The 12,314-nt window shown below is 44.2% G+C and carries 26 protein-coding genes; all 26 read left to right on the plus strand.

Annotated elements, in window-relative coordinates:
• Positions 1-48 precede the first annotated feature (48 nt).
• The 26 genes from rpsJ to rpsD all read left to right on the plus strand — a co-directional run bounded on the left by rpsJ (position 49) and on the right by rpsD (position 12,313).
• Positions 49-360, plus strand: coding sequence for a 30S ribosomal protein S10 (gene rpsJ, locus C3B55_RS01230; protein ID WP_129211871.1), 312 nt, complete (start codon positions 49-51; stop codon positions 358-360).
• An 82-nt stretch (positions 361-442) separates the two neighbouring features.
• Entirely contained in the window at positions 443-1,078 is a 636-nt protein-coding gene (gene rplC, locus C3B55_RS01235; protein ID WP_129210749.1) for a 50S ribosomal protein L3, read from the plus strand.
• Between the two features lie 12 nt (positions 1,079-1,090).
• Entirely contained in the window at positions 1,091-1,693 is a 603-nt protein-coding gene (gene rplD / locus C3B55_RS01240; RefSeq protein ID WP_129210751.1) for a 50S ribosomal protein L4, read from the plus strand.
• Positions 1,690-1,989 carry a 50S ribosomal protein L23 gene (gene rplW / locus C3B55_RS01245; RefSeq protein WP_129210753.1) on the plus strand — a complete coding sequence of 100 codons (300 nt, stop codon included), beginning with the start codon at positions 1,690-1,692 and terminating at the stop codon, positions 1,987-1,989. Before rplD ends, rplW begins: the two co-directional genes overlap by 4 nt.
• A gap of 16 nt (positions 1,990-2,005) precedes the next feature.
• Entirely contained in the window at positions 2,006-2,830 is an 825-nt protein-coding gene (rplB, locus tag C3B55_RS01250) for a 50S ribosomal protein L2 (protein ID WP_129210755.1), read from the plus strand.
• 16 nt (positions 2,831-2,846) lie between these two features.
• The gene (gene rpsS, locus C3B55_RS01255) at positions 2,847-3,122 is read left to right on the plus strand and encodes a 30S ribosomal protein S19 (RefSeq protein ID WP_129210757.1); all 276 of its coding nucleotides are present in this window, start codon (positions 2,847-2,849) and stop codon (positions 3,120-3,122) included.
• Positions 3,123-3,134: 12 nt separating this feature from the next.
• Positions 3,135-3,467: a 50S ribosomal protein L22 gene (rplV, locus tag C3B55_RS01260; RefSeq protein WP_129210759.1), complete on the plus strand. Its 333-nt coding sequence runs from the start codon at positions 3,135-3,137 to the stop codon at positions 3,465-3,467.
• A 13-nt stretch (positions 3,468-3,480) separates the two neighbouring features.
• On the plus strand, positions 3,481-4,194 hold the full coding sequence (gene rpsC / locus C3B55_RS01265) for a 30S ribosomal protein S3 (RefSeq protein WP_129210761.1): 714 nt from the start codon (positions 3,481-3,483) through the stop codon (positions 4,192-4,194).
• Complete coding sequence (gene rplP / locus C3B55_RS01270) at positions 4,181-4,594, plus strand: 50S ribosomal protein L16 (RefSeq protein ID WP_129210763.1); 414 nt, start codon at positions 4,181-4,183, stop codon at positions 4,592-4,594. The genes rpsC and rplP overlap by 14 nt, the downstream gene beginning before the upstream one ends.
• Positions 4,594-4,785: a 50S ribosomal protein L29 gene (rpmC, locus tag C3B55_RS01275; protein WP_129210765.1), complete on the plus strand. Its 192-nt coding sequence runs from the start codon at positions 4,594-4,596 to the stop codon at positions 4,783-4,785. The genes rplP and rpmC overlap by 1 nt, the downstream gene beginning before the upstream one ends.
• 2 nt (positions 4,786-4,787) lie before the next feature.
• Positions 4,788-5,054, plus strand: coding sequence for a 30S ribosomal protein S17 (rpsQ, locus tag C3B55_RS01280; protein WP_129210767.1), 267 nt, complete (start codon positions 4,788-4,790; stop codon positions 5,052-5,054).
• A 24-nt stretch (positions 5,055-5,078) separates the two neighbouring features.
• A complete protein-coding gene (gene rplN / locus C3B55_RS01285) occupies positions 5,079-5,447 on the plus strand; it encodes a 50S ribosomal protein L14 (protein WP_129210770.1) in 369 nt (122 codons plus the stop codon).
• Positions 5,448-5,458: 11 nt separating this feature from the next.
• Complete coding sequence (gene rplX, locus C3B55_RS01290; RefSeq protein ID WP_129210772.1) at positions 5,459-5,791, plus strand: 50S ribosomal protein L24; 333 nt, start codon at positions 5,459-5,461, stop codon at positions 5,789-5,791.
• A gap of 4 nt (positions 5,792-5,795) precedes the next feature.
• On the plus strand, positions 5,796-6,335 hold the full coding sequence (gene rplE / locus C3B55_RS01295; protein ID WP_129210774.1) for a 50S ribosomal protein L5: 540 nt from the start codon (positions 5,796-5,798) through the stop codon (positions 6,333-6,335).
• 15 nt (positions 6,336-6,350) lie between these two features.
• Positions 6,351-6,656 carry a 30S ribosomal protein S14 gene (gene rpsN, locus C3B55_RS01300; RefSeq protein ID WP_129210776.1) on the plus strand — a complete coding sequence of 102 codons (306 nt, stop codon included), beginning with the start codon at positions 6,351-6,353 and terminating at the stop codon, positions 6,654-6,656.
• Between the two features lie 214 nt (positions 6,657-6,870).
• Entirely contained in the window at positions 6,871-7,263 is a 393-nt protein-coding gene (gene rpsH / locus C3B55_RS01305; RefSeq protein ID WP_129210778.1) for a 30S ribosomal protein S8, read from the plus strand.
• 10 nt (positions 7,264-7,273) lie between these two features.
• Positions 7,274-7,807, plus strand: coding sequence for a 50S ribosomal protein L6 (rplF, locus tag C3B55_RS01310; protein ID WP_129210780.1), 534 nt, complete (start codon positions 7,274-7,276; stop codon positions 7,805-7,807).
• A gap of 10 nt (positions 7,808-7,817) precedes the next feature.
• A complete protein-coding gene (gene rplR / locus C3B55_RS01315; protein ID WP_129210782.1) occupies positions 7,818-8,168 on the plus strand; it encodes a 50S ribosomal protein L18 in 351 nt (116 codons plus the stop codon).
• Positions 8,169-8,171: 3 nt separating this feature from the next.
• Complete coding sequence (gene rpsE, locus C3B55_RS01320) at positions 8,172-8,672, plus strand: 30S ribosomal protein S5 (protein ID WP_129210784.1); 501 nt, start codon at positions 8,172-8,174, stop codon at positions 8,670-8,672.
• Positions 8,673-8,674: 2 nt separating this feature from the next.
• Positions 8,675-8,851, plus strand: a complete 177-nt coding sequence (gene rpmD, locus C3B55_RS01325; RefSeq protein WP_129210786.1) for a 50S ribosomal protein L30 — start codon at positions 8,675-8,677, stop codon at positions 8,849-8,851.
• 3 nt (positions 8,852-8,854) lie between these two features.
• Positions 8,855-9,292, plus strand: coding sequence for a 50S ribosomal protein L15 (gene rplO, locus C3B55_RS01330; protein ID WP_129210788.1), 438 nt, complete (start codon positions 8,855-8,857; stop codon positions 9,290-9,292).
• Positions 9,293-10,621, plus strand: a complete 1,329-nt coding sequence (gene secY, locus C3B55_RS01335; protein ID WP_129210790.1) for a preprotein translocase subunit SecY — start codon at positions 9,293-9,295, stop codon at positions 10,619-10,621.
• Positions 10,622-10,648: 27 nt separating this feature from the next.
• On the plus strand, positions 10,649-10,765 hold the full coding sequence (rpmJ, locus tag C3B55_RS01340) for a 50S ribosomal protein L36 (RefSeq protein WP_129210792.1): 117 nt from the start codon (positions 10,649-10,651) through the stop codon (positions 10,763-10,765).
• Positions 10,766-10,896: 131 nt separating this feature from the next.
• A complete protein-coding gene (gene rpsM / locus C3B55_RS01345; protein ID WP_129210794.1) occupies positions 10,897-11,253 on the plus strand; it encodes a 30S ribosomal protein S13 in 357 nt (118 codons plus the stop codon).
• A gap of 31 nt (positions 11,254-11,284) precedes the next feature.
• Complete coding sequence (gene rpsK, locus C3B55_RS01350; RefSeq protein ID WP_129210796.1) at positions 11,285-11,674, plus strand: 30S ribosomal protein S11; 390 nt, start codon at positions 11,285-11,287, stop codon at positions 11,672-11,674.
• Between the two features lie 18 nt (positions 11,675-11,692).
• On the plus strand, positions 11,693-12,313 hold the full coding sequence (gene rpsD, locus C3B55_RS01355) for a 30S ribosomal protein S4 (protein ID WP_129210798.1): 621 nt from the start codon (positions 11,693-11,695) through the stop codon (positions 12,311-12,313).
• Position 12,314 lies beyond the last annotated feature (1 nt).

A 12,314-nucleotide genomic window follows, 5' to 3' on the forward strand; every position in this document is an offset into this window, starting at 1 on the left:
ATGAGCGTATTGCGCTCGCTGGGAATCGCAGCCGGAGTTTACAATCCAATGCAAAATCAGCAAATTCGTATTAGGTTAAAAGCTTTTGACCATCGCCTGATCGACCAATCTACCCAAGAAATTGTGGAAACTGCGAAACGTACTGGTGCTCAAGTACGTGGTCCGATTCCGCTGCCTACCCGTAAAGAGCGATTTACCCTTTTAGTTTCTCCACATGTCAATAAAGATGCACGTGACCAGTACGAGATTCGTACCCATAAGCGCGTACTGGACATTGTCCAGCCAACGGATAAAACTGTTGATGCACTTATGAAGCTTGATCTAGCGGCTGGCGTAGAAGTACAGATCAGCCTCGGCTAAGACTTTATTCTTTAGTCGTGTAACGTTTTAAAATGGGCGGCCATAACGGGTTAGAGCCCCGTACACTCATGAGGTTTATAGTATGACAATTGGTGTAGTTGGTCGTAAATGTGGTATGACACGTATTTTTACTAAAAAAGGTACTTCTATTCCAGTATCAGTAATTGAGATCGAGCAAAATCGTGTTACTCAGTTTAAAACTAAGTTGACTGATGGATATTGTGCAGTGCAAGTTACTGTCGGTGAACGTCGTGTTTCGCGTATTACTGCTGCTCAAGCAGGGCATTTTGTTAAAGCAAATGTTGCTGCTGGTCGAACTATTGTTGAGTTTCGTCTTGAAGATGGTCAATACCAGGCCGGTGATCTTATCAACGTTGGAATTTTTGCTGTTGGGCAGCTTGTTGATATAACTGGTAACTCTAAAGGAAAGGGTTTCCAGGGTACTATTAAACGTTGGAATTTCCATGGTCAAGACAATACTCACGGTAACTCAGTGTCCCACCGCGTTCCTGGCTCTATTGGTCAGTGCCAGACTCCTGGTCGTGTATTTAAGGGCAAAAAAATGTCTGGTCATATGGGTGCCAAACGAGTGACCGTGCAGTCCCTCGAAGTTGTGCGTATTGACGCTGAACGTAATCTGTTACTGGTCAAAGGTGCTGTCCCTGGCGCTAATAGCGGTAATTTGATTGTACGTCCTGCTGTCAAGTTTCACGGTTAAGGGGAAGCTGATATGCAATTAAACGTAAATAACTCTAAAGCAATTGAGGTTTCTAGGCTAGCATTTGGCGGTGAATTTAACGAGACGTTAGTTCATCAAGCAATTGTGGCCTACATGGCCGGTAGCCATCAATATAGCAAACAGCAAAAGACTCGTTCCGAAGTGCGTGGTGGTGGTAAACGTCCATGGCGTCAAAAAGGTACTGGCCGTGCTCGAGCTGGTACTATTCGCAGCCCAATTTGGCGTGGTGGTGGTACTACATTTGCGGCTCGTCCGCAGAATTGTACTCAGAAGCTTAACAAAAAAATGTATCGCGCAGCTATACGCTCAATTCTTTCTGAGCTCGTACGTACTGATCGCCTAGTTGTAGTTCAGGACTTTACTGTTGAACTGCCAAAAACTAAAGATTTGCTAAACAAACTACACAGCATGGGCCTAACTGACGTTATGATTGTATCTGAAGCTATTGATCAGAATCTATATTTAGCTGCTCGTAACTTGCTACGAGTTGGTGTACATGACGTGCAAGGTTCTGATCCAGCTAGTTTGATCGCATACGATAAGGTGTTGATTACCGTGTCTGCCGTGAAAAAATTCGAGGAACTATTGGGATGAACCAGAAGTGCGTATTTAAATTTCTGCTTAGCCCACACGTTTCTGAAAAAGCTACAATTATGGCTGACAAGAAAGGTCAGTTTGTTTTTAAAGTTGCAACTGACGCGACTAAGCTAGAAATTAAGAGGGCTGTTGAAAGCCTATTTAATGTAAAAGCCAAGCGTGTTACTACCATTAATATTCTAGGCAAGAGCAAGCGTACTGCTCGTGGTCTAGGTAAGCGTAGTAACTGGAAGAAGGCGATGATTTTTCTTCAGCCAGGTCAAGATCTTGATTTTAGCAGTAAAGCTGAGTAAAAGAAGGGGAGGCATTATGGCAATTGTTAAATGCAAACCGACTTCCCCAGGCCGCCGTTTTATGGTCAAGGTAGTCAACCATGAGTTGCATAAAGGCGCTCCTTACGCACCTCTATTAGAGAAAAAATCAAAAACTGGTGGTCGTAATAACAATGGTCGCATTACCACACGTCACATCGGTGGTGGTCATAAGCAGCATTACCGTCTAGTTGATTTTTGTCGTAATGATAAAGATGGTATTACGGCCACTGTTGAGTCTATTGAATACGATCCAAATCGTACTGCTCACATAGCCCTACTGCTGTATGCAGATGGTGAGCGTCGTTATATCATCGCACCTAAAGGTGTAAGCGCTGGCGACCAGTTGATCGCTGGTGCATTAGCACCGATTAAGCCAGGAAACGCTCAGCAACTACGTAATATACCAGTTGGTAGTACTATACACGGTATAGAATTGAAACCAGGTAAAGGCGCGCAAATCGCTCGCTCTGCTGGCGCTTCAGCTCAACTGATTGCTCGTGAAGGTACTTACGTAACCATACGTCTGCGTTCTGGTGAAGTGCGTAAAGTGATATCTGAATGCCGTGCTACCCTAGGTGAAGTTTCGAACTCCGAGCACAGCCAGCGTTCTCTAGGTAAAGCTGGTGCAAAACGCTGGTGTGGTGTTCGCCCAACTGTTCGTGGTGTTGCAATGAACCCGGTTGACCACCCACATGGTGGTGGTGAAGGCCGTACCTCTGGTGGACGTCATCCAGTATCACCGTGGGGCTTCCCAACCAAAGGTGCGAAGACTCGTAGTAATAAACGTACCGATAAAATGATTGTTCGTCATCGCAAGTAATATAGAGAGATACGAAATGCCGCGTTCTCTGAAAAAAGGTCCTTTTATTGATCTTCACCTTCTTAAGAAGATTAAAGTAGCGTCAGCAAAGAACGATCGCAAACCAGTTAAGACCTGGTCGCGTCGCTCAATGATCTTGCCGCAAATGGTTGGCTTGACTATCGCGGTACACAACGGCCGTCAACATATTCCAGTGCTCGTTAATGAAGATATGGTTGGCCATAAACTAGGTGAGTTTGCCGGCACCCGTACCTGTCGTGGACATATGGCAGACAAAAAAGCCAAGCGTTAAGGGAATAAAGAAATGGATGCATCTGCTAAGTTGTTGAGCGCTAGAATCTCTGCCCAAAAGGCCCGTTTAGTTGCCAATCAGATACGTGGAAAAAAGGTAAGCGAAGCACTTAATATGTTAGTTTTCAGCAGTAAGAAAGCCGCTGAAATCATAAAGAAAGTGCTGAATTCAGCAGTAGCTAACGCTGAGCATAATGAAGGCGCAGATCTTGATACTCTAAAAATAAGTAATGTGTTCATTAACGAAGGGCGTTCTTTGAAGCGCATTATGCCACACGCTAAAGGCCGTGCTGATCGCATTGTTAAGCGGTCTTGCCATATTACTGTCAAGGTTGCTGACAAATAATGGAGTCGAAAAGATGGGCCAGAAAGTACATCCAATTGGCATTCGCCTGGGAATTGTCAAGGAGCATACTTCAGTTTGGTATGCAGACGGCAAGACCTATGCAGGCTATTTGTTCGCTGATCTAAAAGTGCGTGCGTATCTTCAAGATAAACTAAAAAGTGCATCCGTAAGTCGTATTGATATCCATCGTCCAGCACAAACTGCCCGTATTACTATCCACACCGCTCGACCAGGTATCTTGATCGGGAAAAAAGGTGAAGATGTTGAGAAACTACGTAATGACCTCATTAAACAAATGGGTGTGCCTGTAAATATTAATATTGAAGAGATCCGCAAACCGGAGCTAGATGGTATGCTAGTTGCACAGAGTGTAGCTCAGCAGCTAGAGCGTCGTGTAATGTTTCGTCGCGCCATGAAGCGTTCTGTACAAAACGCTATGCGCATTGGTGCAAAAGGTATTAAAATCCAAGTTAGTGGTCGTCTAGGTGGTGCTGAAATTGCGCGTACTGAATGGTATCGCGAAGGTCGTGTGCCACTGCATACTCTGCGTGCCGATATAGATTATGCTAATTACGAAGCCCACACCACTTATGGTGTCATTGGCGTAAAAGTTTGGATCTTCAAGGGCGAAGTAATTGGTGGTCGTCAAGAAGCATTGAAACTGCAAGCACCTGTGCCGCGTAAAAAGTTGCCAAGTAAAGGGGGTGCGCCAAATGTTACAACCTAAGCGTACGAAGTTCCGCAAGCAGATGACAGGTCATAATCGTGGTTTAGCTCAGTGCGGTAGTAAAGTCAATTTTGGTGAATTCGCGCTAAAATCCATAGCTCGCGGCCGTCTGACTGCTCGTCAGATCGAGTCGGCACGTCGTGCTCTCACCCGTCATGTAAAACGTGGTGGTAAGATCTGGATTCGTGTATTCCCGGATAAGCCAATCTCTAAAAAACCTCTTGAGGTTAGAATGGGTAAAGGCAAAGGTAACGTGGAATATTGGGTAGCTCAGATTCAGCCAGGCAAAGTGTTGTATGAGATTGAGGGTATAGCTGAAGAGCTAGCTCGTGAGGCTTTTGCTCTGGCTGCAGCAAAACTTCCGCTTGCTACTGTTTTTATTAAACGGACAGTGATGTGATGAAAACTAACGAACTTCGTAAAAAATCTGTACAGCAGTTGAACGAGCAACTTCTCAGTTTGCTGCGCGATCAGTTTAATCTACGTATACAGAAAGCAACTGGTCAGCTTAGGCAGTCGCATCTGCTTTCGCAAGTTAAGTGCGATATTGCTCGCCTGAAGACTGTACTCAACCAGCAAACAGGTAAATGATCATGGCTGAAGCCAAAAAGACTATTCGTACGCTAACTGGCCGTGTTATCAGCGATAAGATGGATAAAACTATCACGATTTTAATCGAGCGTCGCGTTAAGCATGCAATTTATGGTAAATATGTTAAACGTTCGACTAAGTTGCATGCACACGATGAAACTAATCAGTGCCACGTTGGTGATAAAGTTACTATTTGTGAAACTCGGCCGTTAGCCAAGACTAAGTCTTGGAAATTAGTTAATGTTCTCGAGTGTGTTGCGGAAGTCTAAAAAACTAGGAGTCGAAGAAATTATATGATTCAGGCTCAATCCATGCTCGATGTGGCCGATAACAGCGGTGCCCGCCGTATTATGTGTATCAAGGTATTGGGCGGTTCTCATCGTCGTTACGCTTGTGTTGGTAATATAATTAAAGTTACCATAAAAGAAGCAATCCCTCGCGGTAAAGTAAAAAAAGGTCAAGTAATGACTGCTATTGTAGTCCGCACTCGTCATGGCGTGCGCCGTGCAGATGGCTCCATTATCCGCTTTGATGGCAATGCTGCTGTTCTTTTAAACAATAAGCAAGAACCGATTGGTACCCGTATTTTTGGCCCAGTGCCACGTGAGCTTCGTACTGAGAGGTTCATGAAAATTGTCTCACTTGCCCCAGAAGTACTATAAGGAGATCCTACATGCACAAGATTCGTCGTGATGACGAGATAATTGTAATCGCCGGTAAAGAAAAAGGTAAGCGCGGTAAGGTGCTGAAGGTTTTCACTGATAATCGTTTAGTTGTTAGCGGTCTGAACTTAATTAAGCGCCACACTAAACCTAATCAAATGCTGGGTGCACAGGGTGGTATCGTTAAGACAGAAGCGCCACTGCATGTTTCTAACGTCGCTGTCTTCAACAGTGAAACTAACAAAGCTGATCGCATTGGTTTCAAGGTAAAAGACGGTAAGAAAATTCGTGTTTTTAAGTCGACTCAACAAGAGGTTGATGTTTTAACAATGCTAGGTAAATAAAGCCATGGCTCGATTGCAAGAGATTTACCGGAAAACCATCTCCCCTAAGCTCAAAGAAGAACTCAAGCTTAGGAGCATGATGGCAGTTCCACGCGTTACTAAAGTCACCCTGAATATGGGTCTCAGCGAAGCTATCGGTGATAAAAAAGTTATCGAGCATGCTGTTTCTGATCTGGAAAAGATTGCCAGTCAGAAAGCTGTTGTGACTTATGCCCGAAAATCTATCGCTGGTTTTAAAGTTCGCGAAGGCTGGCCAATTGGCGTCAAAGTGACTTTACGACGTGAGCGTATGTATGAATTTCTAGATCGTTTGTTATCGATTGCGTTACCTAGAGTTCGCGATTTCCGTGGTCTAAGTGTTAAGTCTTTCGATGGTCACGGCAATTATAGCATGGGCGTAAAAGAGCAAATAATTTTTCCTGAAATTGACTATGACAAAACTGATGTCATTCGCGGTCTAGACATTACTTTAACTACTACAGCTAAAAGTGATAATGATGGCCTTGCTCTTCTGCGTGGTTTTAAATTCCCGTTTCGCAACTGACATTGGAGTAAAGCTATGGCTAAGATGAGTATGAAAAACCGCGAACTAAAGCGTCGGCTCGCAGTCGCTAAGTATGCCAAAAAACGTGCAGCATTGAAGGCGATTATCATTAATCTAAACGCTAATCCAGAAGTGCGCTGGGAAGCTGCGGTAGCTTTGCAAAAGCAACCACGTGATGCAAGTGCTTCGCGTATACGCAACCGCTGTCGCCTAACAGGCCGTCCGCACGGCGTTTACCGTAAATTCGGCCTTGGTCGCAACAAACTACGTGAAGCGGCCATGCGTGGTGACGTACCAGGTCTAGTTAAAGCTAGTTGGTAAGTATTTTTTTGAAGTATAGGTAGTCTGCATTATATTACCTTGATTGCTAGTTACTTTAAATATGTAATAGCCCACCCAGGGTGGGCTTGTTTTATTTTAGAAATATGTATAGAATAGTGCAGTTATTCTGAGCTTAGCGTTTACATGTTCATAGATTATCAATAAACATGTGTAGTCGCAAAGTAAATTTTTTTGTATTAGGAGTCTCTAGCCCATGAGTATGCAGGACCCGTTAGCGGATATGCTAACTCGTATCCGTAATGCCCAGATGGCTGCAAAGTTTACTGTAAGTATGCCATCTTCTAAGCTGAAAGTGGCTGTTGCTAAAGTTTTAAAAGATGAAGGCTACATTGCTGAGTATCATATCAGTAGTGAAATTAAGCCAGTGCTTTCTATAGAGCTAAAGTACTTCGAAGGCCGTGCGGTTATTGAAGAATTGAAGCGCGTTAGCCGCCCAGGTCTGCGTCAGTACAAATCCGCAAAAAACCTACCGAAAGTCTGTGGCGGTTTAGGCGTGTCTATTGTCTCCACCAATAAAAGTGTAATGACAGATCGTGCTGCATGTGCTGCTGGTATTGGTGGAGAAGTTCTTTGCACTGTTTTCTAAGGGGGGCAGCATGTCTCGCATTGCTAAAAATCCAGTAAAGCTGCCAGCCAGTATCCAAGTGAAATTTATAGGCCAAAAGCTTTCAGTAAAAGGTGTTAAAGGTACCCTCGAATTAAACATTCATCCATCTGTTGATGTTTTTGAAAAAACAGGTGGACTGTTTTTTGCGGCTCGTAATGGCGACCAACAAGCTCGTGCAATGGTCGGTACTACGCGTGCTTTAGTAAATAACATGGTTCAAGGTGTAAGCCAAGGCTTTGAGCGTAAACTCCAGTTAGTTGGAGTTGGTTATAAAGCACAATCAAAAGGCACAGTTTTAAATCTAGCCCTCGGGTTTTCGCATCAAATAGATTATGAACTACCGGAAGGTGTTTTCGCTGAGACCCCTAGCCAAACCGATGTTGTGATTAAGGGTATTGATAAACAGCTGATAGGCCATGTGGCAGCTGAGATTCGCAAATTCCGTCCACCAGAGCCTTATAAAGGTAAAGGTGTGCGCTATGCAGACGAAGTTATCCGCCGTAAAGATGCTAAAAAGAAGTAGGACATAGTAAATGACCGGAAAAAAGGTTTCTAGACTACGCCGTGCCCGCAAGGCACGCCTGAAAATGCATGAGCTTGAAATCGTACACCTTTGCGTGTTTCGCTCGTCGCAACACATCTACGCGCAAGTTGTTTCAGCTAGCGGCAATGAGGTTATGGCAAGCGCTTCGACTTTGGATAAGAAGCTGCGTGATGGTGCTACTGGCAACATTAATGCGGCTACAAAGGTTGGCCATATAATTGCTATGCGTGCTAAGGCTGCCGGTGTCTCACGAGTAGCTTTTGACCGTTCCGGCTTTAAGTACCACGGCCGTGTAAAGGCGTTAGCTGATGCTGCTCGTGAAGCCGGACTGGAGTTCTAAGTGATGTCAAATAACGACCAAAAACGTGATGAAGGCTACACTGAAAAACTAGTCCAAGTTAACCGCGTAGCCAAAACTGTTAAAGGTGGGCGTATCTTTACCTTTACCGCGTTAACCGTAGTAGGCGACAGTAAAGGGCGCGTTGGCTTTGGCCGTGGCAAGTCACGTGAAGTACCTGCTGCGATCCAGAAAGCAATGGAAGCTGCTCGTCGTAACTTGATCCAAGTTGACTTAAATGGTACTACTCTGCAGTACGCAATGAAGTCTGTTCATGGTGCTTCAAAAGTATATATGCAGCCTGCCTCTGAAGGTACCGGTATAATTGCTGGTGGTGCTATGCGTGCTGTTCTTGAAGTTGCTGGCGTTCAGAATGTTCTGGCTAAATGCTTTGGTTCAACTAACCCAGTAAACGTTGTGTACGCTACTTTTAAAGCTCTAAAATCTATGCGGTCTCCTGGGTTTATCGCTGCTAAGCGTGGTTTAACTGTTAGGGAGATCTTCTGATTATGAATACTATTAAGGTAACGCTAATTAAAAGCATGACCGGCCGTATTCCCAACCATAGGCTATGTGTTAAAGGCTTGGGGCTAAGGCGTATTCATCACACTGTAGAAGTGCAGGATTCTCCTGAAATTCGCGGAATGATCAACAAAGTACACTATATGCTGCGTGTAGAGAATTAATCAATGAAACTCAATGATCTAAGTCCAGCGCCAGGTTCCCGTTGCAAAAAGCAACGTCAAGGCCGCGGCATAGGTAGTGGTCTAGGTAAGACTGGTGGCCGCGGCCATAAGGGCCAAAAGTCGCGCTCTGGTGGAGCTATAGCTCCAGGCTTCGAAGGCGGTCAACAGCCTTTACATCGCCGCTTGCCTAAGTTTGGTTTTGTTTCCATGAAAGCTATGAAGCACGCAGAAGTACGTTTATCTGAGCTAGCTAAAGTAGAAGATAATATCATTACTTTGCAGACGTTAAAAGATGCTAACGTTATCAACATCAACGTACAGAGCGTAAAAATCATGCTATCTGGTAAAGTAACTCATGCTGTCACTATAGGTAAAGGAATCGGTACTACTAAAGGTGCGCGCTTAGTTATTGAAGCAGCTGGCGGTAAGTTCGAGGCATAAATGGCTAAGCAAAGTGCTCTCTCAGCGCTCGGTCAAGGCGGTATGCCTGAACTTTGGGTTCGTTTGCGTTTTTTATTCCTGGCGATTATCGTGTATCGAATAGGTGCACATATCCCTGTTCCAGGTATTAATCCAAACCAACTCGTAGATTTGTTTCGACATAATGAGGGGACTATTCTTAGCTTATTTAATATGTTTTCTGGTGGTGCTCTCGAGCGGATGAGTATCTTTGCAATGGGGATTATGCCGTATGTTTCAGCATCGATTATCATGCAACTGATGATCGCTGCCAGTCCACAGTTAGAGCAGTTAAAAAAGGAAGGCGAAGCTGGTCGTTGCAAAATTAATTTGTATACTAGATATGGCGCTGTCGTCCTTGCCTTAATTCAAGCTATTAGTATATCTATTGGTCTAGTAGAGCATGAAGTAACGTTAACTCATGACTTTGGCTTCTATTTTATCGCTGTATCTACGTTTGTAGCTGGCTCGATGTTTATGATGTGGCTTGGTGAGCAGATTACCGAACGTGGTATTGGTAATGGTATCTCAATGTTAATTTTTGCAGGTATAGTTGCTGGTCTTCCGAAAGCAATTGGGCAGTCTTTCGAATCTGCGCGTCAGGGTGATATCAATATTATTGCTTTGATTATTATTGGTTTTTTAGCAGTAGTGATCATTGGTTTCGTAGTGTTTATTGAGCGTGGCCAGCGTCGTATTGTTGTTCACTATGCTAGGCGTCAACAAGGCCGAAAAGTTTTTGCTGCACAAACTAGTCACTTGCCGTTAAAAGTGAATATGGCTGGTGTTATTCCAGCAATTTTTGCGAGTAGTATTTTGCTGTTTCCGGCTTCTTTAGGTACTTGGTTCGGTCAGTCTGAAAATATGTACTGGCTACAGGGCCTCGTTCAGTTAATAGCTCCTGGTCAGCCGTTGAATGTTTTATTGTTTAGTGTGGGAATTATTTTCTTTTGTTTTTTTTATACTGCGCTGATATTCAATCCAAAAGATGTAGCGGAAAATCTAAAGAAGTCCGGTGCTTTTATTCCTGGTATCCGTCCAGGTGAGCAGTCTGCGCGCTATATTAATGTTGTCTTGACTCGTTTAACCTTGTTTGGTGCATTATACATAATGGTTGTATGCTTGTTGCCACAGTTCCTAGTAGTTGCAGCGAACGTTCCGTTCTACCTCGGTGGAACTTCGTTGTTAATTGTGGTCGTGGTTGTTATGGATTTTATGTCCCAAGTACAATCGCACCTTTTTTCGCATCAGTATGAATCTCTGATTAAGAAAGCGAACCTGAAAAGTTGTAGCAGTAGTATGTTTTACTGAGTACCAATAAGATTCGAGGAGCTAGCAATGAAAGTCCGTGCGTCAGTGAAAAAGCTATGCCGTAACTGTAAGATTATTCGCCGCAAAAATGTTGTTCGAGTAATCTGTGGCATGGAACCGCGCCACAAACAACGTCAAGGCTGAATTAGATCTGTTTGACGGTCGTGTAGATGGTTATCTGCCGAGCAAACTATTTGTTATTACAGCAATTATTATTTTACGCCCTATTTCTTGGCTCATAGGGTGCAGATAGCTGCAAATTGGAGTTGTACTGAATGGCCCGTATTGCAGGCGTTAATATTCCAGATAACAAGCACACTGTTATCTCGCTTACTTATATCTATGGTATTGGCCGCACTACTGCGCAGAAAATTTGCGCGGTTGCTGGGGTGAACTATATAGTTCAAATCAAAGATCTGAGCGATGAACATATCGAAGTACTGCGTGGCGAAGTAGCGAAATTCACTACTGAAGGTGATCTGCGTCGCGAAATTAACATGAAAATCAAGCGTTTAATGGATCTCGGTTGCTATCGTGGCCTGCGCCATCGTCGTGGTCTCCCAGTACGTGGTCAGCGTACCAAGACTAATGCGCGTACCCGTAAAGGTCCTCGTAAGCCAATACGTAAATAATTTTTTATAGCGAATCTACAGGAAAATTATCATGACAAAACCTGCTGCTAGTCCTCGTAAAAAAGTTAAGAAGATAGTGGTAGATGGCATCGCCCATATTCATGCTTCTTTTAATAATACCATCGTAACTATCACTGATCGTCAAGGCAATGCATTATCTTGGGCTACTTCTGGTGGCTCTGGTTTCCGTGGTTCTCGTAAGTCCACACCATTTGCTGCTCAAGTTGCTGCTGAACGTGCGGGTCAGGCTGCACTAGAATATGGTTTAAAAAACCTCGATGTTAATGTTAAAGGTCCAGGTCCAGGTCGTGAGTCTGCTGTCCGCGCTTTAAATGGCTGTAGTTATAAGATCGCCAGTATTACTGACGTAACACCAATTCCGCATAACGGGTGCCGGCCACCAAAAAAACGTCGAGTGTAATCTGGGAGATTGTATAAAATGGCTCGTTATACTGGTCCAAAATGCAAACTTGCTCGTCGTGAAGGCACTGATCTCTTTCTGAAGAGCGGCGCTCGCGCTATTGAATCAAAATGTAACATTGAAGCAGTACCAGGTATTCATGGCCAACGACGCGGGCGCCAATCAGATTATGGTATTCAATTGCGTGAAAAGCAGAAAGTTCGCCGTATTTACGGTATTCTCGAATGTCAGTTTCGCGGCTATTATAAAAAAGCTGCCAGTAAAAAAGGTGCAACTGGTGAAAACTTATTGCAGCTGCTTGAGTGCCGTCTAGATAATGTTGTGTACCGTATGGGTTTCGGTTCGACTCGCGCAGAATCCCGTCAGTTAGTATCGCATAAATCTGTTAGTGTAAACAGCCAGACTGTTAACGTTCCGTCTTACCTGGTTGGCGCTAATGATGTAGTTGCGATTCGCGAGAAAGCAAAAAACCAACTTCGCATTGTCCAAGCTTTGGATTTGCGTGCTCAACGTGGCCGTGTAGAGTGGGTAGCAGTAGATTCTGAGAAAAAGTCAGGCGTTTTTAAGAACGTTCCTGCTCGCAGTGATCTGTCTGCCGACATCAACGAAAGCCTGATTGTCGAGCTCTACTCCAAGTAAG

The organism is Candidatus Pseudomonas adelgestsugas, from assembly GCF_004124255.1.
GTDB lineage: Bacteria > Pseudomonadota > Gammaproteobacteria > Pseudomonadales > Pseudomonadaceae > Aquipseudomonas > Aquipseudomonas adelgestsugas.

Coding starts and splice junctions, on each gene's coding strand:
- rpsJ (WP_129211871.1), top strand. CDS start 49: ATGCAAAATCAGCAAATTCGTATTAGGTTAAAAGCTTTTGACCATCGC.
- rplC (WP_129210749.1), top strand. CDS start 443: ATGACAATTGGTGTAGTTGGTCGTAAATGTGGTATGACACGTATTTTT.
- rplD (WP_129210751.1), top strand. CDS start 1,091: ATGCAATTAAACGTAAATAACTCTAAAGCAATTGAGGTTTCTAGGCTA.
- rplW (WP_129210753.1), top strand. CDS start 1,690: ATGAACCAGAAGTGCGTATTTAAATTTCTGCTTAGCCCACACGTTTCT.
- rplB (WP_129210755.1), top strand. CDS start 2,006: ATGGCAATTGTTAAATGCAAACCGACTTCCCCAGGCCGCCGTTTTATG.
- rpsS (WP_129210757.1), top strand. CDS start 2,847: ATGCCGCGTTCTCTGAAAAAAGGTCCTTTTATTGATCTTCACCTTCTT.
- rplV (WP_129210759.1), top strand. CDS start 3,135: ATGGATGCATCTGCTAAGTTGTTGAGCGCTAGAATCTCTGCCCAAAAG.
- rpsC (WP_129210761.1), top strand. CDS start 3,481: ATGGGCCAGAAAGTACATCCAATTGGCATTCGCCTGGGAATTGTCAAG.
- rplP (WP_129210763.1), top strand. CDS start 4,181: ATGTTACAACCTAAGCGTACGAAGTTCCGCAAGCAGATGACAGGTCAT.
- rpmC (WP_129210765.1), top strand. CDS start 4,594: ATGAAAACTAACGAACTTCGTAAAAAATCTGTACAGCAGTTGAACGAG.
- rpsQ (WP_129210767.1), top strand. CDS start 4,788: ATGGCTGAAGCCAAAAAGACTATTCGTACGCTAACTGGCCGTGTTATC.
- rplN (WP_129210770.1), top strand. CDS start 5,079: ATGATTCAGGCTCAATCCATGCTCGATGTGGCCGATAACAGCGGTGCC.
- rplX (WP_129210772.1), top strand. CDS start 5,459: ATGCACAAGATTCGTCGTGATGACGAGATAATTGTAATCGCCGGTAAA.
- rplE (WP_129210774.1), top strand. CDS start 5,796: ATGGCTCGATTGCAAGAGATTTACCGGAAAACCATCTCCCCTAAGCTC.
- rpsN (WP_129210776.1), top strand. CDS start 6,351: ATGGCTAAGATGAGTATGAAAAACCGCGAACTAAAGCGTCGGCTCGCA.
- rpsH (WP_129210778.1), top strand. CDS start 6,871: ATGAGTATGCAGGACCCGTTAGCGGATATGCTAACTCGTATCCGTAAT.
- rplF (WP_129210780.1), top strand. CDS start 7,274: ATGTCTCGCATTGCTAAAAATCCAGTAAAGCTGCCAGCCAGTATCCAA.
- rplR (WP_129210782.1), top strand. CDS start 7,818: ATGACCGGAAAAAAGGTTTCTAGACTACGCCGTGCCCGCAAGGCACGC.
- rpsE (WP_129210784.1), top strand. CDS start 8,172: ATGTCAAATAACGACCAAAAACGTGATGAAGGCTACACTGAAAAACTA.
- rpmD (WP_129210786.1), top strand. CDS start 8,675: ATGAATACTATTAAGGTAACGCTAATTAAAAGCATGACCGGCCGTATT.
- rplO (WP_129210788.1), top strand. CDS start 8,855: ATGAAACTCAATGATCTAAGTCCAGCGCCAGGTTCCCGTTGCAAAAAG.
- secY (WP_129210790.1), top strand. CDS start 9,293: ATGGCTAAGCAAAGTGCTCTCTCAGCGCTCGGTCAAGGCGGTATGCCT.
- rpmJ (WP_129210792.1), top strand. CDS start 10,649: ATGAAAGTCCGTGCGTCAGTGAAAAAGCTATGCCGTAACTGTAAGATT.
- rpsM (WP_129210794.1), top strand. CDS start 10,897: ATGGCCCGTATTGCAGGCGTTAATATTCCAGATAACAAGCACACTGTT.
- rpsK (WP_129210796.1), top strand. CDS start 11,285: ATGACAAAACCTGCTGCTAGTCCTCGTAAAAAAGTTAAGAAGATAGTG.
- rpsD (WP_129210798.1), top strand. CDS start 11,693: ATGGCTCGTTATACTGGTCCAAAATGCAAACTTGCTCGTCGTGAAGGC.